Source organism: Acidiphilium iwatense (assembly GCF_021556475.1).
GTDB classification, from domain to species: Bacteria; Pseudomonadota; Alphaproteobacteria; order Acetobacterales; family Acetobacteraceae; genus Acidiphilium; species Acidiphilium iwatense.
This window is the reverse complement of the sequence record NZ_JAKGBZ010000036.1, coordinates 1-20,975: the sequence shown is the minus strand read 5'-3', so window position 1 is coordinate 20,975 and position 20,975 is coordinate 1. Positions and strand designations below refer to the sequence as shown.

Sequence of the window (20,975 nt, the reverse complement as noted above, 5' to 3'; positions counted from 1 at the left end):
ATCGATGCCAGAGCCCGGCGATCATCTCCGCTGCGCTTGCGTCCAAGCCGGGGACGAAGGGGCAGGTCATCTTCATTGTGAGCCATTGCCTGATCATGCCGATGCTCTCGGAAATCGAGAAGGTGTCTTGATGGCACGGCAGAATCTGAAGCAAAGACACAGGTCTTGGAAAGTTAGCCGTACTCATCGACGAGTCTTTGGCACGGTGCATGGTCTCGCTAACCCAATGTGCAGACACGAAAATCGCGGCGGTCAGGGTCGTGTGGTGCCGCGCACCTTTATCTTGCCCTCCGGTAAACTACAAAATCTCTACTGAATCCCGGGAACTTTGTCAGCCGCCGATTCTTGCCAAAAGACGTTTTTGATACGCTCGGTCACGATTCAAAAAACACGCTGTTTACCAACTCAAAAGCCCGCTATCTCGGTGCCTTCATGGTATGGCATCGAGCAATGCTTGCTGTCTGGTCAGGTCACCTCCTGCCACGAACAAACCACTATCGGCACTTGATGATGGATGCTGGATCGTCCGCAAATCAGTCGCGGTTTGATAGGCGAATATCGAAACGGGCGCGCGACTTTCGCTGATTTGCGGCGTCTCCATCGACGCGTTGATCCTCGGCGCGACTACAGCAAGATAGCGCTGCGATTGCACCGGTAGTGCGCGCCCGGTGAGCAGAGTCTGCTCAAGCCGGGCCGGACCGGCGTTATAGGCCGTCAAAAACCACGGCGCGCCAAATCGGTCGAACATCTCGCGGAGATACGCGGCACCGGCCATGATGTTGTCGCGCGGTGCATAGGGATTGGCCCCGAGATTGTAGCGGGTGCGCAGCTCGGCATAGGTCCGTGGCATCACCTGCATCAGGCCCATTGCGCCGGCAGACGATCGGATCTGTTGCCCATTCAGTGTCAGATGGCCGCCGCTCTCGACGCGCATCACGGCCTTGATCCAATGTTCTGGCACACCAAAACGACGCGATGCCGCCGCGATGTCGGCCTGCCAGACGGCGATACGGGGGTTTCTGTGGTTGTGCACAGTCTTCGCCGGGCTATGGCAACGAGGCGATCCATGAAGCGGCACGAACAGCGCTGCTTTGGCCGCAAGACCGCACGTCGTGGCCAAGGTTACGAGGCCCATGGTTGGCATGTCCTGTGATGAGGATGCTCGATGACGCGGTAAAGAAAGAACGCTGCCAGCGTGCTCGCAGCGGTCAAGGGTAAAGCGCGCCAAAGCGCGCCGGCTGCGCCGCCCTTGACCTTCGCTGCGCGCGCCGGCGGTGCGGTAATTGGCAGGGACGGCAGGATGGCCGTCCCTGGGCCGAACAACAGGATGGTCGGGGAAGGATGTTCGCCGGTCATGGCAGATGGCTTCCGGGCGTCCAGAGCGGGATCACCCGGCCAATGATGCTGCTGATCGGCGTCGGCCCGAAATAGCGTCCGTCGAGCGATGTCGGCACGTTGGGGATCAGCACGAAGATGGAATCGGAGCGGAGCGGTCCGCAGCCGGTCCAGGCAACAAGTCTGCGTCCACGCCCGTCGCGTTTGAGCGCATCAGCGACGTGGTGACCGTCGATCGAGACCCGACCATCGCGCTCGCAAACGGTCTGGCCGGCGACGGCGGCGACGCGCTTGAGCAGCGGTACGCCAAGCGGCAGATAATCGCGATTCGCGAACAGAATCGCGCTGCGCCGGTCCGGCCAGAACAGCACATAATCGCCGACCCGCAGGTGATCGCGGCTCGATCTGGGCAGGACGCGCCAGAAGCCGATCGGTGTGCTGGCGGTGGCGTTCCAGACGATCAGCGGTCGCGCATGCAAAGCGGAGGCGGCGAGCAGGATCAAGCCCACGATCACGGCAATCAGGATTCTGTGGGGCGGGTGCTGGCGCGCCGTCATGATACGGATATCCGGCGCCGTCGTTGCCAAGCTTGATGCTGATCCGTGCGATAAGGCCGCGGTTCCTGGGCGCAATTCAGCCGGTTGTGTACGTGCCGCCAATAGGTCGGCGCGACATCCGCCGGATCGAAGCCGGCGTTCTCGATCACGCCGATCGTGGCGAGCACACGCTGAACGCGCGACCAACCCGACTGGCGGAGCAAAATCTCGCCGCCGGGGTCCACGCCAGGCACGGTCGAGTATGGTTCAACAGGCGTGCAGGCGCGGAGGATATCGACGCGCGATACGACCGTGCCGTAGTCATTCGCTCGCCAGCGGATGAACCCAAAGACCGCGTCGGGCGCGAACCAGATCAGGCGTCTCCGCCGATCCAAAATCTGCTCGGCGAAATCGTGACCAAAGCGCAGCCAGTGCTCAACACAACGACGGATTAACACCAGCATCACGCTGGTCCGTGGGTCATGCTGGGTCATTGGCGTTGTCTCCCGCCAGCCGGCCGCAGACTGCTTCTGAAGCCGTCCAGCGACGCGACACGAAGTCTGGAGAGGAAGCTCTGTACTCGCCGCAGCCCGCTTCTCGATGCCGCTTGCTTCAGGCGTGCTCGCCGGCGCGACGTTGGGGCTGAGCGATCTGAGCAATGCCGGCCGTTTGAGGCGATTCGTGCGCCGATTTTTGGCCCTCGGCCGCCACCTATAACAAGGTAAGACTCAGTGCTAGAATCAGTAAGAAAGTAAGGACGCGAAACTCGCCCACAACCGGTTGAATTACTTGTGAAAAATTTGCCAGCGTCCGTTTGATAGGCCGCGCAATTACGGTTGATCGGCCGTGGGCCGTCGTGTGATAGGCCGCGGTCGTTCACAGTCGGTCCCCCCGATTTGGGGATAAAAACCCGGGGTTATCCCCAGGCACCAATGCGGCACTGTGGATGGGCACGGCATATCGACCGATCCTGATCCCCTCTTTGCCGCGGTGCCAGACGGGGTCGAGCCGATACGTCAGCAGCCGCCCGGTGCGCGTCAGTCTGCGCAGAGCTGCGAGGAAGTCGCAGTGCCGTGCGGTGCTTCCCGAGCGCGCGTGCAACAGGTCGAATGAAACCACCCAGCCTGTGGATTGTTGGCTGGCGTGCTTGCGCGCCAGCAGCCAGAGCCAGCGCTCGATGCCACCCGTCAGGCCGAAATAGTTCGGATGGATGGACAGAGCCCGGCGCTGCCGCACCGGCACGAGTAACCATTCCGGGAGTGTCAGCAGGATGCCAGCCGGGGTCGTTTCCCAGGCCTCGATCCAGCGGAACCGGGTTGGCGCGTTATCCGGCGCGCCGAGCGTGGTCTCCACCTCGGTGCGCGCCAGACGATCGATGGCGGTGGTCAGCCGGACATACTGGCTGCGGCCGGTATCGCGGCCCAGAAAGCCGAGAATGCGCCGTGCTGGAGCAATCAGCCGCGTCGAGATCTGCAGTCGCTCATCCTGCGCCTTAACGAGCTGTGCGGTGGCCCAGATCAGGATATCGGCATCCCAGATCGTCGCGATTGCGGTGGCACCCGCCACCGGTGCGACGTGAATGAAATGCTTCTTCCCCTGATAGAGGATTGGTGCTTTCCGGGGCGTCTTGGCGAGGCTGAACCAGGGCCAGTTCATCAGATCGACCGGAATCCGCGGACGGGCGTGTTCGAGGATCGCCGGCAAGGGTTGATAACCGCTCATCAGGTCACAAGCCTGCCGGACGTCCTGGTCCGCGGGCGACGCGGGTGCCGGGATCAGAGGTGGATTGCCGAGCACCGGATTCGGCCCATTCCTGCAGGTCAGCCAGCCGATAGACAACCCGGCCGCCGATCTTGCGATAGGCGGGGCCACTGCCGAAGCTGCGATGTTTCTCCAGCGTTCGGCCTGACAGGCCAAGAAATCGTGCGGCTTCCGGTGTCCGGAGATACCGTGGTGGCAGATTGGGTAGCGTGTCCTGTTGCATGGCGGCGATCTCCATCGGGCGGCCGGCAATCGGCTCGCATCGCCACGCAGGATCGGCGTTCGGCTGAGCGTTGCTGAGGGCCGTTTTTGGGGGGAGGCAAAAATCGGCCGGTAGGCCCCGGGTGACTCGGCAGCGTCGGGGATTAAAGCACTCTACATTGACATCCCGGGAGGCGGCGGCTTCACTCCGCGCCATGACGTATCGTCAGCTCAACGCAGCGCAGCTTCGCGTCACGATTACGGATATCGAACCGCCAATCTGGCGGCAGCTGGTCGTGCCGCTGACGTGGGATCTCGGGATGCTCCATCAGGTCATCCAGGCAGCGTTCAACTGGTGGAATTATCACATGCATGAATTCCGCATTGGCCCGCTTCGCTTTGGTCCCGTCGCGGAAACAAACGACCCGTCTGCCGGGCTCGATGAAATGTCCCTGGACGAAACGTCCGTTCGCCTGCTGAATTTTGGACAACGCCCAGTGCCAGCATTCCACTATAACCTATGATTTTGGCGACGATTGGCGCCATTCGGTAGAGATTGAAGAGTTTCTGGCACTTGATCTGTTTCCCCGCTTCGCGACCTGTGTCGACGGCGCGCGTGCGCGACCCCCCGAAGATGTTGGCGGAGTACCAGGTTATGAGGAGTTCCTCGAAGTTATGGCCGATCGCAGACACGATAATCATCGAGAGACGAAAGCTTGGGCGGGCGGCCATTTTGATCCGGAATGGTTTGATCTTGCGCTGATCAACAAGGATCTAAAGAACGCCCTCAAGCCTAACGTGCAGCGGCGTCTTTACCAGCCAAAGCCGAAGCGTCCGGCGCGGTGCTGATTTGAATCGCGTTTGCCCTTTCAAAAGGATTGCGCCGGCTTCTGGCCGTCGTGCTTTGCCCAAGGCGTTGTTCGACCGTGCGGTAAACGTGACATTTCATTACATAACTGCGCGGCACGTAGGTTCAGATCGGACGCGGTGGCTTCAGCAATCTGAAAGCGGCACCATCGCGCCAGCGGCGGGCGGTCGCAACGAGGGTGCGAACGCGACTACGGGCGCCGCTGTCCTCCCAAGCGGCCGGCGGCTCGCCGAGCAGGGCGCGATGGATGTCGCGCTCACTTGCGCCGGCCGCGGCAAGGTCCAGCGCCCAGGCCATGTAGGCGATCTTCAACCCGCGCGGATGCGGTTTCGGCCTCGTGGTGCTGGAAGCGGCCGGAACCCGCGGACGGGCGGCGAACCTCCAGAACGCGTGCGCCGCCTCCAACCGCTCCGGATGCCAAGCATCCCAGAGAACAACCGGCGTCAGCGATGCATCCGCTGGCGGGGGGTCGCGCGATTGGAAAATCAGATGATGACGCACGCTGGCCGACGGCGCGACGACGAGATGATAGCCATCCGGCGTCGGACGCCCAGTGTAATGCGCCCCCCAATTATCGGGGTCGAACCGCACGAGGGATTCGCCAATCGTTTCGTCAGTGCCGACACGAACATGAACGACACGAGCGGTTGCCTCTGCAATCCAGAAAAGCATGGCCCCGTCACCGGTCGTGTCGGGAGTTTCCAGGAAATCGCAACCTCCAGCGCGCGTAGAGCGACAGTGGCGCTTCCGGCTGCGGTTCGTGCGCGCGCTCTACCGCGGCCACGTAATCCTCTCGGTACGCGGCGCTGCGTCGAACCAACTCCCAGACCAGACCGTCCGGCGATAGGCTTTCGATATACCGATACCGGGCGGCCAGCCGCTCTCGCGTGAAAGGCCGCATCTCGTGTCTCCAACGCGACAGCACCCCTGCCTCGTTATTGAATCGAATTCGGGTTGCCGTGCGACTTGGCAACTCCGGGGACAACAAAATTAACCATCAACTTTCCGTGACGGTTGCGGTATGGTCCGTTTGTTCAACTAACAAGCTGGACGTGCTACGAGTTGCTCTGGGCGTCGCTGGTCTGAAGTAGTTGCCGCCAGCCGGAATTCGCCATCCATCTCGCTCGTGCAAGATGCGTCTCGTAGGCCCTGCGTGCGCGGTCGCGCTCTTTTGCCGGATCGATCAGGAGCGCCTCCCGCGCGACATCGTCCCACGGCACGTGCTCACGCTCGGCGTCGAGCAGGATAACGTAATGGATCACGTGGATTTCGTCATACGGTGTCAGATGATCAGAGACCGGTGCCTCATCGGCGATTGGCGCATCGAATTTGGGTTTGCGCATGTGGATGTCCTTCTCGGCGATATTTTTCGCCCTGCCAAAGCTTTCATAACCAGATAGATTGCGGCGGCCAAGATCAAGCGCATCGCGGCGTGTCTGGCAACTCGCGTATTATAATGCGTAGCGCGCAAATACGCGATTGCGCTCCATCCTATGGATGGACATTCGGAGACTCTTCGGAGCAAATCTGCGGCGAGCACGGTTGGCAGCAAAGCTCAGCCAGGAGGCTGTGGCGATATTGATGGGTGTCGATCGCGCCCATGTCAGTAGCATGGAGCGAGGCAAACAGAACGTGACACTGCTTACGCTCTGGGCCGTATGTGATGGCTTGAAGATATCGCCAGCCAGCCTATTCGATGAAACTGTCGCGACGATAGCCGAGCGACCCGTATCGGCGCCGTCGGGGCCCCCTGCACCGGCCTCCCGCAAGCGATGTCGTCGTGGTCGCAACCCGTCAGTCAGTTGAACGCAGACGAAACGCCCCGCCCAGCTGGGCGGGGCGTCGTGGTGGCTGGCCTCAGCGGGACCAGATCAGATTGTAGCTGCCCTCCGGCTCGACCTCGACCAGGCTGGCGTAGATCGGTTGCGGGAAGCTGGGGTCGTCGAGCTTGACCGAGAGGTATTCGCGCCCAGTCTCCTTAGCCTTGCGGCGCCAGGCGGCTCCCAGCTCAACATTGCCCGCTGCGAAAACCCTGAAATCGGGAGCTTTGTCGGTGCCGTTTTCGGCGGGAACCAGCCGCGCCTTGGCGTTGATGCTGAGGGTCCGGACGGTGCCGCTGTAGCCGTTCGCGTCCTTGGTGAAATTGCCGATGATCGCCATGGTAGATCTCCTTCGCTTGGGTTGTCGGGGCCACCCCGTGCGGCCTCGATGGCGGTCCTGAAGCCGGGAGGCGATCGACCCGCACCGCTTGCGGCCGTAGCGCAGCGGAGGATGGCGCGGCGAGAGTTTCTTGCCTCGCGAGGAATGCCGCACTTGGGCGGCAGGGGAAGAAAGTCGCTGCTGCGCCGTTGCGGGCAGGCGATCGCCTTTCGGCTAGATCCGCCCATTACGAGGCCGAACGGGTGTCAACGCGCCAAGCCTCAAGGAGAGGATGGCGAATCCGGTCGGCAACGATCAAGGTGCCATGATGGCACGGCACTGCCGTATGAGTTTGCAGCATGCTCGGCCGGTTGTTTCCCCCACAGCGCGGAGCAAGCCGCTACAGGGGGTTTACCGATCGGCAGGATCGACGTCTCGCCTGGATGCAAAAAGAGGCCTGAGGCGCATGAGCCTGTTGGTCCATCCGACTACGGCTGACGGCAGTTCTGTATCTGCGTGATAATGAACTGGCACTGCGAGCAGGGGAACGGATTGGGCACGCGTAGCCGACTTTCGATTACCAGCCTGTCGTATGTGTGCCCGGACTGTACCGTCGTCGCTGCCATGGACTGCAAATGGACTGGAGGGCTATTTATGGAAATTCTTTAGGCGGTCGGTGATATCAGCATGATTTGCTTCCTATTCCGTCATGGACACGAAGAGCAACTTCGCTCAGAGACACGGGCTTGCTCTCACCACCTGACAGAACAAGGCTTGTATGATTCCGGCTCTCTGGCTCCTCGTCCTCGTCCTGGGAACTGCCGTTATCGTTTGGGGCGCCGAAGCATTTACCGAACATCTCGGTGCCGCGTCGGTTCAGCTCGGGGTCAGTGCGTTCGCCCTTGCGTTATTGCTGGCTGGCGCCGAGCCGGAAGAGCTCGCGACGGTGGTGACGGCCTCGCTTCGCGGCTCCCCCGGCATCGCGCTCGGAGATGTGATCGGCGCCAACGTGACGATCTGCTGTGTCGCATTGGGGGTGGGGGCGTGGCTGACGCCGCTGCCGTTCCGCCGCGGCGTCATGCGCTATGACCTGATCATTCTCGATGTCATGCTGCCGGGTCAGGATGGCTGGTCGGTGCTCAAGGCTCTGCGTCAGCGGCGCGATCAGACGCCCGCTTTGTTCCTGACCGCGCGGGACAGCGTGCCGGACCGGGTTCATGGCCTCGAACTCGGCGCCGACGACTATCTGGTCAAGCCGCTCGCGTTCTCCGAGTTGCTGGCACGGATCAGAACCATCCTGCGACGCGGGCCGGCGCGTCAGGTTGCGACAGTGCAGGTCACCGACCTCGAAATCGATGTGCAGCGCCACCGGGCGACCCGGAGCGGCTGGATGTCCGCGTTCGTTCGGCCGCGACCATGCTGCAATGGGCCATCGAGCGCTACCGGCGCGAAAAGCAGGCGCCGTTGCTCAAGCGTGCCGGGCAGGTTTTCGCCACGCTTACCGACGGTTCCTTCAGCGACCTCCGAGTCGACTTCGATGAAAACGACAACGCCCAACTGGCAGGTCTTCGGCCCGGCAGCGAATTTGTCCGCGTGGGCGGTATGAGTACCGGTACTGCCGACCAACACTCTATATGGCTCTGCGCATGGCTTCGGTGGAAGATTATCTTGATCGAGCGGACGCCCATCCGTTCGTTGCCGACGATCTTTTCATCAATTTCGATGATGCCCGCGCAGCGGCGGGGTTTGAAGTTCTTGGCCAGTTGGCCAGCAAGACTCAAATCCTGTTTTTTACGCACCACCGGCATCTGGTGGAGATTGCCGAGCGTATATTTGGCAAATCGGTAAACGTTGTCTCCATGTTAGATGAGCCTGTGACTTCCGCCGCCTGACGCGAACGCTGGCTGTGAAATCGCGGCGAGCGATGACCCTACCCAAGACCCGGGCTATGTCATTGATTAATCGAGCAAATTCATCTCACAAAAAGGGGGCTGATATCGTGCGAAACTTGTCCCCTGCATTTCACGTTTTCCTTCAAAAATTCAATGTGTTAGCCGGCTCTGGGACGGGGTCGCGGTTCGGCGCGTTTTTTGTTCCCGAACCAGCCGATATCTTCAGACATGACGCACCCTTTACAAATTATACGATAAAATTCGCACGAGCGGTGACGGAGACAACTATCCTCGCCACCGCTCGATTTCGATCGCCCAATTTATCTGAAATGCGCGTTCACGCTTGCATAGGCCGTGAATGGCGCGCCGGGCTCGGCAAGGGTCTGGCCCGCAACGCCATAATAGCCGCCGGACGAGATATATTCATAGATATTGTATTGCTTATTGGCAACGTTCAAAAGATCAACATTGAACGTCAGCTTGCGTAGATAGGAGGCGTGTGGCGTTGCGACCGAAACCTTCATCCCGAGGTTCAAAATGCCATAGGCGGGCAACTTGGTCCGCGTCGGGGCACCAGTATTGTTGTTATAGATGTTCTGGGTGCCAGTATATTGATACCAGATCCGGGGTTGGTAAATCGTGTTATGACTGAACAACGTATAATAGGCACCGGCATTGAATGTCTGCGCCGGGACATTCGAGATCGGCAGGCCACCATAGGATCCGTGGCTCGGGCTGGTATAGCTTAAATAATTGGCACTCTCGAAGCTCGCATTGGCAAAAACATGCAGATTGTAGAGCGGATCATCCTCGGCATACAGATTGAAACCATGAAACACCGATGATCCCGATGCAAACAGGCTGTAGTTATGGCTTACCACCGGTATTGGTATTATTTCGTCTAAATCATTAAGATGATAATAGTTTATGCTAGCAATCGCATGGTGCAAATAAGGTTCGTTGGGAATGAAGATCTTAGCGCCGATCTGATACTGCGTCGAATGTTGCGGCTTCAAAGTCGAACTCAGAAGATGCGCGTAGGTTCCGGTGGCTCCAGCCGGTGCCTTATAGGCGCTCGAATAGTTGGCGTATAGGGCGATGTCATGGGTCAGTTTATAATTGACGCCGATCGACGGTTCGATGTCATTGAAATTTGTCGTCGAATTTGGCTGATTATCCCCATTAGTACCGATCAGAGCGTTCACCCCGTTGCTCGTACTTTCGGGAAACTGAGCCAGTGTGTTATTCACGAAGTCGGTATGGAACGATACAACGCGGATGCCCGGTGTAATCCGAAGTGCCTTGGTCGGCTGAAACTCATCCTGCACAAAACCTGCGAGGTCAGTTTCATATAAATAGGAACTATGAAAGTGATTAGGCAACTGCAAACTGTAGTTTACCGGAACGCCATTGGCTAGCACTGGCAAGCCGGCACTAGGGCCTGAATTATATGTAGCTTGCTCGGTCTGATTATAAAATTCCAACAACGAATTGAACTTCGTATAAACAAAATAACCCCCAACCGAAAGTTTATTATCCGGTAGTTTAAATGTGAAATATGGCTTATCTCCATAGGTATCGCTGGCTGCATTATAATATTGGTTCAGGACATTTGGAGAATTACCAATATTATCTAAGTGATAATGATCCCGATTTCCGTATCTGAAAAACAATAAATTGTGGAATGACGTATTAGAGTCCAATTGTTCGGTCAATCGTGAGTATAACAAATAGGTCCGTATCGGTATTTCCTTGAAATAGATCGATCGCGGCAACGTCGTATAAAACCCTGTTGTCTGCTGACTGTAGATCGGTCCCGGATTGATCGCACCGGTGATACTGTTCACCCCGTTGATCGTCACATTGGGATTGGCCGTGGTCGGGATCGGCAGCGGCCGGAACGCCGAGCTCCGCGACACGAATCCGCCGATGCTGATCCGCCCGTTCGAAAACGTCTTCACCAGTTTTCCGTAATAGGCGTAGCTGCTCTGCGGGTTGTTGAAACCATAGCCTTGCAGATAGTTGCCGCTGCGGTCGATGGTGCCGGCAAACACCGCGGCCCAGCCATCGTGTTTGCCGGTATCGACTGAGAAATTGGTGCCGCGATTGCCATAGCTGCCGAAAAATCCGCCGATCGTCGCCTGGGGCTTGTCGGTCGGTTCGATCGGGTTGAAATTGATCGACCCGCCGATGTTGTTGTACCAGCGGTTGACCGGATAGCCAGGCCCGTAGGTGACCGATAGTCCCTTGATGAACGACAGGTTCGGGATTTCCGTCGACTGCCACACCCCATAGGCCGGATCGATCATCGGCACCCCATCGAACGTAACCATGACGGTGCCGTCATTCGCATTGCCCGCGATGTTGCCCCAACCGGTCTTCATGCCGTTGATGCTGATGCTCGCGCGCGGGGCGCCCGTGGTCCCGTCACTTGCGATATTCACGCCAGGCGCCACCGAAAGCGCCTGGGCGGCCCCGGCCGCCGGTCCGACCACCCGCAACTGCTTACGCCCAACCACCTTGACGGATTGGGTCGATTTAAAAATGGATTTTTTTGTCGGGAGCTTGGACAAAGTGTCCAGAGCGCTGATCGAAGCCGACACTTCCCCGGCGTTGACCGCTGTTCCGTCATTGGTCGGAACCGTCTGTGCATCGGCATTCTTCAGGACGGCACTGAAATTGATGATCGTGATCGCTGTCGTTGCAAAAAGTAATATACGAAGGTTGTTCGTACCTCTTTTTGTCAAGCTGGTTTTTGAGTCCAATAAAACTTGGACACCTGATTGCTTCATTCTCAGCCCCCATCGTGAAGTAACGGAATCTTGATTAAAACAATCCATCACAGATTTGTGAAAGATTTTGTGTATTCATGATCTGTGTTACTTCATCAGCATCGAGGTTGAAATCATGTTAATATGATAGTTATGTTAAAATATTTATTTGATCTAACAGGTTGCTATAAAGATCATCTGATAATATTTAATTGAAATAAAAATGTCGATGCTACGGCGGTTTGTGATTCCAAAACCGCCGTCTGGCATCCATCAGATCACTGATAACGCAGCACTCGCGCCTACACCCCATCGGGGCAGCAGAAGTCCATGTGAGACTGTCTATCCAACTCGATCAAAGCAATCCGTTGGAACCCCCTCTCATTCCGGCACTCTCAGGCATGCAGCTCTTCGTTGCACCGACATTCCGAGATAACTTCCAAGAAATAACTATGCTTTCGGCTTTTTGCTTTGCGGCAACGACACGATCGCCGGAGATTTTACTCCCTGCGGCAGACCGATCTGCGCATAGCTGGCACCAGATGGTTGCTTTTGATCCACGAAATGAGGCCCATTTTGTCCGATGACCTTGTTTGCGAACTTAGCCGTTACGACCGGCTCCATAGCGGCGTTGAACTTTGGCATGCTCTGGCCAATCACTGTTATCGAGGTCTGACTGACTAAGGGCTGCGGTGGCAGCATCGGAATCCCCTCACCGGCATAGGCTACGGCACCCAATTCAAGACTGCACACCGCAACCATTGTAGCGAATATGATTTTTGTCCTGTCCATTACGAATTCCTTTGATATAATCTTAAACATTTCAGATTCATCTTTTAGCCAGAGAGATGAACTGCCTGCGTCTTTATATATTCTTATCTTTGAATATGTTAATAGACTTCACTTTCAACTCTCCGTGTATGGTGGAAGAAACGGGCTCGGAACGGCGACAATCATTTACGATGCAGATCAACCCGTAAGGTGAAGGTAATCGGGTGATGGGACATCCTCGCTGAGAAGGGAGGAAACCGTGTCGCCCGCACCGCGGCTAATGCTGCGTTGTCGATCGGTGGAAAGCCGGAAGATCGCAAGATCGAGTCGCCGAGTAGAGTGCCACTCGGTGCGACACGAATCGCGACCGTGGTTATTCCGTGCAAACGCATCATCGCGACCTGCCGTGGCACGCGCAGATCATCTTGCACCGATTGGTGGACCAGTGCCGCGTAGCGCTCAGTCGCATTTTCTTGCTCGGCCGCGGACACAACGGGTTGCTGTGGTGGTGGTTGAGGCTTGGGAGTTGCGACATGGGGAATCGGTTTGACCGGCTGAGGATGCGCGATAGGCCGGGGTTTCGGTAGAGGACGGGGAATCGGCGTCGGCGGTGGAGGTTTCGGTGGCGCCATCGGCAGAGGTGGCGGTGGCAAAGGTTTCGGCAGTGGAGGCATCGGCTTCGGCGGCTTGGGTAACGGCCTGGGTTTCGGCTGCGGCGCCATCATCTGGATCTTCATGATGCGCGGCTGATGGTCAGCGACCGGGCCAGCCTGATTCGCAAAGTGAACAACGCCGATGACGAACAAGATTTCCACGATCAGCGCCGCACCGAGCGCGCGGGCGAACAGATCGCGTTCTTGTAGCCCTGGCGGAATATCTCCCGATCTGCTCATCGAAGTCATTCGCTTATGACCACCATCACGGGGCCGTCTGGTGAGCTGCGATTCCGATATCGGTGACACCCGCCTTGCGCGCCGCGTCCATCACTGTCACGAAATGCTGGAACGCAACATGCTTCGAGGCAGCGATGGTGACCTGGGTCTTTGCGGTGTCGCCATCCGATTGGAACAGAGCGGTGAGTTGCCCGGGTGTGAGCACCTTGTCCTTCACCTTGACGGTGCCGTCCTTCAGGATATTCACGGTGAATTTTGGGTGTTTCAGATGATGGGTCTGGCTCGATGTGGGTAGTTGCAACGACACCCCTGCGTCCGGAATCATTTGCAGGGTGACGATGATGAAGAACACAAGCAGGAACAGCATCACGTCGATCATCGGAATGATCTCCACGCGCGCCTTCTTAGCTTCGAAATAACGGAGTTTCATGATTGACCTGATCTCACTGGGCGCTGGTGACAGCTTTGAGGCTGTGGCGATTTCGCATCAACGGCACGACCGGCGCGCCGTCGGTCCGGTTCAAGATCATGGTCTTGAGAGTTTCCAACTGGTGCAGAATCAGCCGCACTTGATTGGACAGCATGTTGAAGGCGGCAAGCCCGAGCATGGCGATCAGGATACCAAAGGCGGTCGCGACCAAGGCGTCCGCCACGCCACCAGTGACTTCGGCGGGCGCATGGCCTGGTTTGGCGAGAACCGAGAAGGCGTGGAACATGCCGATGATGGTGCCGAACAGGCCGAGCAACGGGGCCAGGGTCACGATGGTGTCGAGCACCCAGAGCCGTCGGTCGAGTCGGGGGGCGACCAGCATGATCGCCTCATCCATCCGGTTCCCCATCGCCTCGGCATCGGCATCGGCGATGTGATGAAGTGCGGTGTCAAGCAGCACGGCTTCAGGCTGTTTTCCCGCGAAATCGCGCATCTGTTCAAGATCACCGGGAGACAGTTGGCCCATGCTGGCCATGCGTCTGACCAAGGCATTGCCGCGCAGGATGGCCCGGCGCAGGTGCCAGACCCGATCGAGCATCACCGCAGCCGCCAGCAGGAACAGGACCGCGAGCACATAGAGCACGCCATCAGAATAATTGGCGAGATGGATGATATAGGCGAGTGTCATGATCGCGGTCTCCGACAGTTAAAGGCGCGGCGCAGCGTAACCTAATGCGCCAGTGGCATAGTGTTGAGCACTAATAAAATGTGGTAATTTTTGCTGCCTCTGTGCAAAGAACTAAGGCTTAATCGTAAACCAGACCAAACATTTCCACGCTTTCAGCGATACCTTCGCCACTTACCTCTTCCAGGGTTTTGCCGCTCGGTTCGGGCAGGGTCGCTATCGTCAAAAGAACCCCGACAACAGATACCCCAGCGGAAAACAACATCGCTCCCCTCACACCACCGGCGGCGCTGATGAACGGGAATACGAATGTTCCGACGAACGCACCAAATTTTCCAATGCCAGCGGCAAAGCCATGCCCTGTGGTCCGAATACTGGTCGGGAAGACTTCGGCAGGCATGACAAAGGTCGTACAGTTCGGACCAAACTCGATGAAGAAAAAACTCACCCCGTAGAGCAGCAGAAATGGCGCGACCTCATGGGTGATCCCAGGTAGTAGCCCTATCGCTGCGAAGCAGAGTGCCATTGCGGCGAAGCCGATCACTTGCAGGCGACGATGGCCGACCGAGTCCATGAAAAAAATCGATGCCAGGTAACCCGGAATCGCAAATATCGCGAAAACGATGAACGCCCAAGCACTACCGGTCAGTTGCGAGGAGGTCGGTGCCAAAAGCTTCAGGATTTCAGGGGTCGAGATCGCATTCCCATAGAACGCGTAATCATTCAGGAACCATGCACCGCCCGTTCCAAGGATCAACATCAGAAATTTCGGGTTGCTCAACATCTGACCGAGAGAGATCCGGGTTGGTCGGCTTTTCCCTGCCGCTTTCGGTTGAACTTGTCCATATGAGTAGGTCGACAGATCCTGCGCCGCCTCATCCGCATCGCCACGAACATGGACCTTGTAGCGGGGCGATTCTGGCATGGTCCGCCGCAGATAGAGCACGGCGAGCGGTGGCAGGGCGCCAAGACCGAGCATGATGCGCCAGATCAGGTCTGATGGAAGGCCAGAGGCTTCGAGCACAAGGGCAATAACAGGCCCGAAAGCAAGTCCGAGTCCTTGCATCCCGAAGACCATCGATGTCAGTGCACCTCGTTTTTTGGCATTCGCATATTCGGCCATCAGGACCGCGCTCATCGGGTAGTCGCCACCGATGCCAAGCCCGAGAATCACCCGAAACACCAGGAGCCACACGAAATTCGGGGCGAAGGCGCAGGCCAAGCCGCCGATCACCATCAGAAGCGCCTCTAGGCCGTAAATGCGCTTCCGTCCAATGAGATCGGCGAGTCGGCCGAAGATAAGCGCACCAGCGAATGCTGCAACGAGCGAAATACTCCCAAGAAATGCGATTTGCGTATTATCGAGGTGCCATTCCGGTTTGATATAGACCAGTGCCGAGCCGATGATGAACAGATCATAGGCATCCGTAAAAAATCCCATCCCCGCAGTGAACGCCGCCCTGAGATGAAAGAAGCTTATCGGGGCATTGTTGAGGGAATCTATGACTCCATCTCGCGACGGATGATCGCTGTTCGCGACATTCATGATCAATGGTTCCTGATCGCCATATCCGCTGGCCGCATTAGCCACATTTGCAAAGCAGAGGTGTGACAGTTTGGTTTCAACCAGGAATTTCCGATCACGGTTGGGTGAATAGCAATGACCGTCAGGGCTCGAGGTAGTGGAATGCGTCGGTTTGGAACATGGGAGTCCTCACCGAATTGAACTGGGCCCCGAAAATGGGACCAGTTCAGCGCGCTGCCGAAGGCGAAGCAATCATCCGATAGCTGGGCCATGACACGCATCTTTCACCGTCATGCGCCACGGGATCGCTCCAACCGGTCGCGCCTGGCTCAGCGCGATGTCGGCGATTGCCGCCACGTCGTCCAGCCCAAGCACCGGCACGCCGGCGGCGGGGAAAGCGGTATCCGAGGCGATCGCGACGATGCTCGGATCATGCGGATGCAGCGGCGGCTTCCCGGTCCCCTGCCGGTGGATTTCGATTTTCGGGTGCGGCTCCCGCTTGAAACCCTCGACCACCACGAGATCCACAGGACTCATGCGATCCAGGAGTTCCGCGAGGCTGGGCTCCCGATCTCCGCGCAGCTCATGCATCAGCGCCCAGCGCCGGGCTGAAGCGACCAGCACTTCAGTCGCGCCCGCCGCGCGATGGACCCAGGAATCCTTTCCCGGCTGATCCACGTCGAAATCGTGATGCGCGTGCTTCAGCGTCGAAACCCGCACTCCGCGCCCGATCAACAGAGGGAGAAGCCGGCACAGCAGCGTGGTCTTGCCCGACCCGCTCCATCCGGCCAGCCCGATCACTCGCATGTGGTCATCTTCTTCATCCGAAATCTCATGTCTTGACCAGTCTGGCATACCCGTTTCAGTCAGAGTCAAATAGGCAGAAAAGGCAAGAGCACTGGTCTTGCCTTCGGATATTCACGCAACAAAGCATATAAGAAACGATCGGTCAGGCGGCTTTCGGGGTCCAAAGAATGCACCAGCCATGCGGGCTGATCGACCCGGCGACCGCCTTGCAGGTGCCGTTCGCGGTGGCCGAGGAGCCGGGAACGAACAGCGCGCAGCCGCTGCACTGGTGGCCGCCATTCGGCTTGTCGCGATATTTCACCGACGCTTTCGACACCCCGGCGGCCTCGGCGGCGGGGGTCGCCATCATGCTGGCGGCGGCGATCCCGGCGGAGATGCCGGCGGCTTTTTTCAGCAGCGCGCGGCGCCCATCGAATTTCCGGTCCTCGGACATTGTTTTGCTCCCGTTGTTGTTGCTGGTGGTAGTCAGTTTAAGCGCCGAATTTGTACAATGTCATCTGTGTTATGCCGTCCTTGGCCAAACAGGGGCCGATGATGACCCGCACGGGATTGTGATCGCGGGATCAGCACTGGGCTTCCGGTGGTGCGCTGAGCTTCCAGCGCCTCCTGCGTGGCGGCCTTCGCGAGAACGGACTCGCCCGCCATAGCGCCCTGACGGAAGATGGCTGGCGACGGACTCAGCGGATCGCCGGAACATCCTCGAAGGTGTGGTGCGGCGCGGGCGACGGCACGGTCCATTTCAGCGTCGTCGCCGGCATGCAGAGGAGTCCACGATCATCGGACATCGACGGAGTCGGCCGGACCTATAAAGACAGGTAGTTAAACTTTAGATACCCACTTCCTGGCACCAACGATGAATGAACAACGGGTTGTGTTTCTGTTTCACCCCCAGTGCTTTGTGTCGTGTGATCGTGATTCGAAGTTCGACCGTGCTGCGGCCCAGAATCACGGTCAGGTAAACGTGTTCGTCGGCAGGAAGCTTGTGGTTGCCATGACACTGGGCATGCCACCAGAGAGTTTTCGAATGCCGACGCGGGTTCCCTTGTACCAGGGGTTCGTGCTCATCGGGTCGGTATAGGGCGAGGTCAGGCTGTTGGACGTGCCGAGCCAATGGTACATCAGGGCAAACACCGTGCCGTCGGGCACCGAGTCGGTCTCGTACACAGCAAAGGTTTCATTGCCCTGGTCGTTGTAGATCATCACGATATCGCCATCGCGCACACCGAGCTTCTTCGCGTCCGCCGGACTGATCTGCACGAACGGCAGCGGTGTCCCCTCGGTTTTCTGCGCCAGCAGACGCATGTGGTAGCTGGTTTGCCAGAGCGGTTGGCTGCGGCCCATGCTGAACCAGAACGGATATTTGGTCTGGTCTGATTTCAGGTAGTTCGCGACCACCTTGGCAGAAGCGTGGTCGTCCCATGGCCGCGTACCGTACCAACTGAACTTGCCGTCCTTGGTCATGAAATTCCAGGTGGGGTAGAGCCGCTTGGTACCCACCAGTTCGCCGGTTTTCGGGTCCATGCGCACCGGGGTCTGGATGCCCTTCTGTCCCACCTTGCGCAGATAGGCGTAATCGACGCCCTTGAAACTCTCGGGGTCGAGTTTGCTTGCCTCCGACGCCGGCACTTTCGTGTTCATACCGGCGTAGAGATCGTCCTGGATCGATTTGACAACATCTGCGCCATGTTTCCAGTCCATCCCGGCAAACCGCTTGGCGATGTCGGCCTTGCCCGCGGCTTTGTAGAGCGCTTCGAGTTTCTGGCCGACCAGGCCGTGGATTTCCCAGTCGGGTTTTGCGTCGCCCGGCGGGTCCATGAACCGGTCATCGAGCCGCATCAGACGATCGCCGCAGTTGAGCGAGATGTTTTCGGCCTCACCCCATTGCGCCGCCGGGAGGATCAGATGAGCGTCGCGCGTGCTTTCGACCATATAGATATTCTGCACGGTCAGGAACAAACCGTTGGTCTTGTCGAGACCTTCGAGGATGCGCGCGGCGAGATCCTGCATCGAAGCGGGTTCGCCGTCGCCCTGCTTCTGCGCTGACAGAAAGTCGGTCAGCGCCTGCGCGCGTTCGCCGACCCGCTTGCGGAAATAGGCGTTGTTCTGGGCCGCGAGATACGGGTTGCAGCCGATCAACCAGAAGGTTTTACCCTTGCCGTCCTGGATATATTTATCGACATCCGGTGGCGGCCTCGGCCCCGGATAGGGCGGCCGTGCATAACCCTCCTGGTGACCTCCTTGGCGTCCGGTTCCCGTGCCCGGCCGGCCGATGTTGAAAGTGAGCGCGCCGAGCTGGGCGATGGCGGCAACGGCGTCGTATTGCCGGTAGTTCCAGATCACGCCCTTCTCGTAGAGGATCAGGCTGCGCCGCCAGTGGCCGCCTGGCTTGGGCTGCGCGATCCAGGTTGCAGCTTCCTCGATCTGTGCAGCGGGAACGCCGGTAATCTTCTGCGCGCGCGCCATGAAGTCCTTGTAGGGCATATCAAGTTCGAGGGATTTTTTCTTGTAATCCTCGAACGTGGTCATGTCGGTATGCTGATTGAGAAAATCCTTGTTGTAGTATTTCTTTTCCCACACGGCACGGGTGACGGCGTTCATCAGCATGTAGTCGGTGCCGAGATTGGGCCGCAGGTGCAGCACTTTTGCCCCGGTCTCGCGTGCCGCGTTGACCGTCGATGAAATGCGCGGATCGACGATCACCATGCGTGCGGCTGCCGCCGGCTCGCCCTTGGCGTAGTGCTTTTTCTTTTCGTCGATGGTGGCGCCCTGCAGGTTGGGCATCATGTGGGCGACGAAGAATACCGTCGCTGTATCGTAGGTGTTCGCTCCCCACAACATGATCGTGTCGGCGAGCCTGGCATCCTCGTAGCAATAGTTCAATTCGAACAATCCGCGATCGCGTGTTCCATAGGTCTCAGCACTATAGGCTGGACGATTATGGATGCCGGTGTGTTTCATCTGCAGCCCGGTGAACAGCAGCCGTCCGGTGCCGTATGTGTTCTCCATGCCGCCACCGCCACCGCCGTGGTCGTAGATTTTGGCACACAGCTCATCGGAACCGTATTTATCCATGACGCCCTTGATCACCAGCGCCTGCAACTCGATCGCGGCGTTCCACGGGATCGCGTTGAATTCATTGCCGATGCGCAGCAGCGGATAATGCAGCCGGGCCTGGGTCGGTCGGCTGTCCGACCAGGTGGTTTTGGCGTTGATCGCCCCCCGGCTCGAATGATTGCCCATCGGGTTGATCGGCGAGTCGTGCGCCGGCACGATCGCGACGTGGTAGGTGCCGCCATCGCGTTTCCGGATCGTTGAATGCATCGATTCGGTGTAGGAAAATCCGGCGATCGGCGGCTGCGGGCTGGTGAAATCGACCCCGAATGCATTCTGGCTGGGCTTCAGCCCACCCGCGAGCCCTTCCGGCCAGACATAGACCTTGTAGCCGCAGCCGACGGTGCAATACTGGCAGACGGTGTTATAGGCTTCCGCGCTGCTGGGCGGCAGCGGGACGGATTCCTCACGGCGATACAAGGCCATTGGCGTTTCCCCTAAATTTTTCCTGTTTACCCACCTTGTTCAGGCGGCGTCGCTGGTGCGACCCCAGATCAGGCCGGATATGCTCTCGGCATGGATGTCGCCGGCGCTATCGATCCTGAGCTTGATCTGCGGCAGATAGTCCGAGGCCAAGCCCTGGTAGGGCACGCCGTTCTTTGCCGGGTCGAACATCGAATAGTGGCACGGGCAGACGAAGCGCCCGTCCTTGAAGGCGACCGGGCAACCCATATGCGTGCAAATACCTGAGAACGCGACGATGTCGTGACCGGATCCAGCGCCTTCATAGGCTGGCTCGGCGAGCTTCAGCAGCCAGGCGGGAGAGGATGCGTCGGGATAGTTGAAGGAGACTGGCTTTCCGGGGCTGAGTTGATTGATGCTGCCCACCTTGACCGAGGGCCAGGGCTTGCCGTCCGCCATCACCATGCTCGCTTTGGCGACGATCGGATTGGCAACAGCGCCGACCACCGCAGATACCTGGACGAACGATCGACGTGACACTCTCATCGGCGCTTCCTCCATTATTTGATATTGCGACTCTTATAGAATCGTGCAGATAAAATGGTCAAGACAAATTCGTGTGCGGACGACTCGACAGACTTGACGAGATCGGGATCGGGATTCTATATCCATTATGATACGATAAATATGGAAATATGACATGGCAAAGTTGAAGGAATCCGGTCCCGCCTGGACGGTCGCGGCCCTCGCCGCCCTGGCGCACGAGCACAGATTGGCGGCGTATCGGCTACTCGTTGAAGCCGGTCCCGCGGGCATTGCGGCGGGCGAGATCGCCGAAAAGCTCGGCC

General features: G+C 58.4%; 24 protein-coding genes and 1 pseudogene. 6 read left to right on the top strand and 19 right to left on the bottom strand.

Going from position 1 to position 20,975, the window contains the following annotated elements:
* Positions 1-430 precede the first annotated feature (430 nt).
* The 5 genes from L2A60_RS15205 to L2A60_RS15185 all read right to left on the bottom strand — a co-directional run bounded on the left by L2A60_RS15205 (position 431) and on the right by L2A60_RS15185 (position 3,870).
* Entirely contained in the window at positions 431-1,135 is a 705-nt protein-coding gene (locus L2A60_RS15205) for a lytic transglycosylase domain-containing protein (protein WP_235705308.1), read from the bottom strand.
* A gap of 217 nt (positions 1,136-1,352) precedes the next feature.
* Positions 1,353-1,892, bottom strand: coding sequence for a S26 family signal peptidase (locus L2A60_RS15200; RefSeq protein WP_235705307.1), 540 nt, complete (start codon positions 1,890-1,892; stop codon positions 1,353-1,355).
* The gene (locus tag L2A60_RS15195) at positions 1,889-2,365 is read right to left on the bottom strand and encodes a DUF2840 domain-containing protein (protein ID WP_235705306.1); all 477 of its coding nucleotides are present in this window, start codon (positions 2,363-2,365) and stop codon (positions 1,889-1,891) included. The genes L2A60_RS15200 and L2A60_RS15195 overlap by 4 nt, the downstream gene beginning before the upstream one ends.
* A 382-nt stretch (positions 2,366-2,747) precedes the next feature.
* Entirely contained in the window at positions 2,748-3,575 is an 828-nt protein-coding gene (locus L2A60_RS15190) for a replication initiator protein A (RefSeq protein ID WP_235705305.1), read from the bottom strand.
* 22 nt (positions 3,576-3,597) lie between these two features.
* Entirely contained in the window at positions 3,598-3,870 is a 273-nt protein-coding gene (locus L2A60_RS15185; RefSeq protein ID WP_235705304.1) for a helix-turn-helix transcriptional regulator, read from the bottom strand.
* A gap of 178 nt (positions 3,871-4,048) precedes the next feature.
* Here L2A60_RS15185 and L2A60_RS15180 point away from each other — a divergent pair, with 178 nt between their 5' ends.
* Together L2A60_RS15180 and L2A60_RS15175 are read left to right on the top strand one after the other, a co-directional pair.
* The gene (locus L2A60_RS15180) at positions 4,049-4,357 is read left to right on the top strand and encodes a plasmid pRiA4b ORF-3 family protein (RefSeq protein WP_235705303.1); all 309 of its coding nucleotides are present in this window, start codon (positions 4,049-4,051) and stop codon (positions 4,355-4,357) included.
* A complete protein-coding gene (locus tag L2A60_RS15175; protein WP_235705302.1) occupies positions 4,317-4,682 on the top strand; it encodes a plasmid pRiA4b ORF-3 family protein in 366 nt (121 codons plus the stop codon). The genes L2A60_RS15180 and L2A60_RS15175 overlap by 41 nt, the downstream gene beginning before the upstream one ends.
* A gap of 124 nt (positions 4,683-4,806) precedes the next feature.
* Here the strand turns inward: L2A60_RS15175 and L2A60_RS15170 are convergent, their stop codons facing one another.
* From L2A60_RS15170 to L2A60_RS15165, 3 genes are all read right to left on the bottom strand, one after another.
* Complete coding sequence (locus L2A60_RS15170) at positions 4,807-5,292, bottom strand: DNA -binding domain-containing protein (RefSeq protein WP_235705301.1); 486 nt, start codon at positions 5,290-5,292, stop codon at positions 4,807-4,809.
* A gap of 88 nt (positions 5,293-5,380) precedes the next feature.
* Positions 5,381-5,602, bottom strand: a complete 222-nt coding sequence (locus L2A60_RS20930) for a transcriptional regulator domain-containing protein (RefSeq protein ID WP_407932563.1) — start codon at positions 5,600-5,602, stop codon at positions 5,381-5,383.
* A gap of 154 nt (positions 5,603-5,756) precedes the next feature.
* On the bottom strand, positions 5,757-6,044 hold the full coding sequence (locus L2A60_RS15165; protein WP_235705300.1) for a DUF2285 domain-containing protein: 288 nt from the start codon (positions 6,042-6,044) through the stop codon (positions 5,757-5,759).
* Positions 6,045-6,198: 154 nt separating this feature from the next.
* Between L2A60_RS15165 and L2A60_RS15160 the strand changes: the two genes are divergently transcribed.
* Positions 6,199-6,507, top strand: coding sequence for a helix-turn-helix domain-containing protein (locus L2A60_RS15160; protein ID WP_235705299.1), 309 nt, complete (start codon positions 6,199-6,201; stop codon positions 6,505-6,507).
* A 51-nt stretch (positions 6,508-6,558) separates the two neighbouring features.
* Here L2A60_RS15160 and L2A60_RS15155 read toward each other — a convergent pair whose 3' ends face one another.
* Positions 6,559-6,861, bottom strand: a complete 303-nt coding sequence (locus L2A60_RS15155; RefSeq protein ID WP_235705298.1) for a DUF736 domain-containing protein — start codon at positions 6,859-6,861, stop codon at positions 6,559-6,561.
* Positions 6,862-7,618: 757 nt separating this feature from the next.
* Between L2A60_RS15155 and L2A60_RS20770 the strand changes: the two genes are divergently transcribed.
* Both L2A60_RS20770 and L2A60_RS15140 read left to right on the top strand, forming a co-directional pair.
* Positions 7,619-8,446 (top strand): response regulator, encoded by an 828-nt coding sequence (locus L2A60_RS20770; protein ID WP_329603590.1) that lies wholly within the window; start codon positions 7,619-7,621, stop codon positions 8,444-8,446.
* 28 nt (positions 8,447-8,474) lie between these two features.
* Entirely contained in the window at positions 8,475-8,732 is a 258-nt protein-coding gene (locus L2A60_RS15140) for an ATP-binding protein (protein ID WP_235705297.1), read from the top strand.
* A 320-nt stretch (positions 8,733-9,052) separates the two neighbouring features.
* On the opposite strand, the gene L2A60_RS15135 is transcribed toward L2A60_RS15140, so the two are convergent.
* The 10 genes from L2A60_RS15135 to L2A60_RS15090 form a co-directional block, all read right to left on the bottom strand.
* Positions 9,053-11,524 (bottom strand): TonB-dependent receptor, encoded by a 2,472-nt coding sequence (locus tag L2A60_RS15135; RefSeq protein ID WP_235705296.1) that lies wholly within the window; start codon positions 11,522-11,524, stop codon positions 9,053-9,055.
* Between the two features lie 429 nt (positions 11,525-11,953).
* Positions 11,954-12,295 (bottom strand): hypothetical protein, encoded by a 342-nt coding sequence (locus L2A60_RS15130; RefSeq protein ID WP_235705295.1) that lies wholly within the window; start codon positions 12,293-12,295, stop codon positions 11,954-11,956.
* 161 nt (positions 12,296-12,456) lie between these two features.
* Positions 12,457-13,167 carry an energy transducer TonB family protein gene (locus L2A60_RS15125; RefSeq protein ID WP_235705294.1) on the bottom strand — a complete coding sequence of 237 codons (711 nt, stop codon included), beginning with the start codon at positions 13,165-13,167 and terminating at the stop codon, positions 12,457-12,459.
* A 25-nt stretch (positions 13,168-13,192) separates the two neighbouring features.
* A complete protein-coding gene (locus tag L2A60_RS15120; RefSeq protein ID WP_262313362.1) occupies positions 13,193-13,597 on the bottom strand; it encodes an ExbD/TolR family protein in 405 nt (134 codons plus the stop codon).
* Between the two features lie 13 nt (positions 13,598-13,610).
* The gene (locus L2A60_RS15115; protein WP_235705292.1) at positions 13,611-14,285 is read right to left on the bottom strand and encodes a MotA/TolQ/ExbB proton channel family protein; all 675 of its coding nucleotides are present in this window, start codon (positions 14,283-14,285) and stop codon (positions 13,611-13,613) included.
* A 118-nt stretch (positions 14,286-14,403) separates the two neighbouring features.
* Positions 14,404-15,828 (bottom strand): MFS transporter, encoded by a 1,425-nt coding sequence (locus L2A60_RS15110; protein WP_235705291.1) that lies wholly within the window; start codon positions 15,826-15,828, stop codon positions 14,404-14,406.
* 231 nt (positions 15,829-16,059) lie between these two features.
* A complete protein-coding gene (gene mobB / locus L2A60_RS15105; RefSeq protein WP_235705290.1) occupies positions 16,060-16,614 on the bottom strand; it encodes a molybdopterin-guanine dinucleotide biosynthesis protein B in 555 nt (184 codons plus the stop codon).
* Between the two features lie 142 nt (positions 16,615-16,756).
* A complete protein-coding gene (locus L2A60_RS15100; RefSeq protein WP_235705289.1) occupies positions 16,757-17,047 on the bottom strand; it encodes a high-potential iron-sulfur protein in 291 nt (96 codons plus the stop codon).
* A 518-nt stretch (positions 17,048-17,565) separates the two neighbouring features.
* Positions 17,566-20,151, bottom strand: a complete 2,586-nt coding sequence (locus tag L2A60_RS15095) for an arsenate reductase (azurin) large subunit (protein ID WP_235705288.1) — start codon at positions 20,149-20,151, stop codon at positions 17,566-17,568.
* A gap of 39 nt (positions 20,152-20,190) precedes the next feature.
* Positions 20,191-20,688 (bottom strand): arsenate reductase (azurin) small subunit, encoded by a 498-nt coding sequence (locus tag L2A60_RS15090; protein WP_235705287.1) that lies wholly within the window; start codon positions 20,686-20,688, stop codon positions 20,191-20,193.
* Between the two features lie 139 nt (positions 20,689-20,827).
* Here L2A60_RS15090 and L2A60_RS15085 point away from each other — a divergent pair.
* Positions 20,828-20,975, top strand: a pseudogene (locus L2A60_RS15085) (ArsR/SmtB family transcription factor); the annotation flags it as partial.

What these genes read in the sequence shown, in the direction of transcription:
- L2A60_RS15120 (WP_262313362.1), bottom strand. Translation starts at nt 13,597, where the DNA reads ATGAAACTCCGTTATTTCGAAGCTAAGAAGGCGCGCGTGGAGATCATT.
- L2A60_RS15200 (WP_235705307.1), bottom strand. Translation starts at nt 1,892, where the DNA reads ATGACGGCGCGCCAGCACCCGCCCCACAGAATCCTGATTGCCGTGATC.
- L2A60_RS15110 (WP_235705291.1), bottom strand. Translation starts at nt 15,828, where the DNA reads ATGAATGTCGCGAACAGCGATCATCCGTCGCGAGATGGAGTCATAGAT.
- L2A60_RS15155 (WP_235705298.1), bottom strand. Translation starts at nt 6,861, where the DNA reads ATGGCGATCATCGGCAATTTCACCAAGGACGCGAACGGCTACAGCGGC.
- L2A60_RS15100 (WP_235705289.1), bottom strand. Translation starts at nt 17,047, where the DNA reads ATGTCCGAGGACCGGAAATTCGATGGGCGCCGCGCGCTGCTGAAAAAA.
- L2A60_RS20770 (WP_329603590.1), top strand. Translation starts at nt 7,619, where the DNA reads ATGATTCCGGCTCTCTGGCTCCTCGTCCTCGTCCTGGGAACTGCCGTT.
- L2A60_RS15115 (WP_235705292.1), bottom strand. Translation starts at nt 14,285, where the DNA reads ATGACACTCGCCTATATCATCCATCTCGCCAATTATTCTGATGGCGTG.
- L2A60_RS15180 (WP_235705303.1), top strand. Translation starts at nt 4,049, where the DNA reads ATGACGTATCGTCAGCTCAACGCAGCGCAGCTTCGCGTCACGATTACG.
- L2A60_RS15195 (WP_235705306.1), bottom strand. Translation starts at nt 2,365, where the DNA reads ATGACCCAGCATGACCCACGGACCAGCGTGATGCTGGTGTTAATCCGT.
- L2A60_RS15205 (WP_235705308.1), bottom strand. Translation starts at nt 1,135, where the DNA reads ATGGGCCTCGTAACCTTGGCCACGACGTGCGGTCTTGCGGCCAAAGCA.
- L2A60_RS15185 (WP_235705304.1), bottom strand. Translation starts at nt 3,870, where the DNA reads ATGGAGATCGCCGCCATGCAACAGGACACGCTACCCAATCTGCCACCA.
- mobB (WP_235705290.1), bottom strand. Translation starts at nt 16,614, where the DNA reads ATGCGAGTGATCGGGCTGGCCGGATGGAGCGGGTCGGGCAAGACCACG.
- L2A60_RS15130 (WP_235705295.1), bottom strand. Translation starts at nt 12,295, where the DNA reads ATGGACAGGACAAAAATCATATTCGCTACAATGGTTGCGGTGTGCAGT.
- L2A60_RS15160 (WP_235705299.1), top strand. Translation starts at nt 6,199, where the DNA reads ATGGACATTCGGAGACTCTTCGGAGCAAATCTGCGGCGAGCACGGTTG.
- L2A60_RS15125 (WP_235705294.1), bottom strand. Translation starts at nt 13,167, where the DNA reads ATGAGCAGATCGGGAGATATTCCGCCAGGGCTACAAGAACGCGATCTG.
- L2A60_RS20930 (WP_407932563.1), bottom strand. Translation starts at nt 5,602, where the DNA reads ATGCGGCCTTTCACGCGAGAGCGGCTGGCCGCCCGGTATCGGTATATC.
- L2A60_RS15165 (WP_235705300.1), bottom strand. Translation starts at nt 6,044, where the DNA reads ATGCGCAAACCCAAATTCGATGCGCCAATCGCCGATGAGGCACCGGTC.
- L2A60_RS15090 (WP_235705287.1), bottom strand. Translation starts at nt 20,688, where the DNA reads ATGGAGGAAGCGCCGATGAGAGTGTCACGTCGATCGTTCGTCCAGGTA.
- L2A60_RS15140 (WP_235705297.1), top strand. Translation starts at nt 8,475, where the DNA reads ATGGCTCTGCGCATGGCTTCGGTGGAAGATTATCTTGATCGAGCGGAC.
- L2A60_RS15095 (WP_235705288.1), bottom strand. Translation starts at nt 20,151, where the DNA reads ATGGCCTTGTATCGCCGTGAGGAATCCGTCCCGCTGCCGCCCAGCAGC.
- L2A60_RS15135 (WP_235705296.1), bottom strand. Translation starts at nt 11,524, where the DNA reads ATGAAGCAATCAGGTGTCCAAGTTTTATTGGACTCAAAAACCAGCTTG.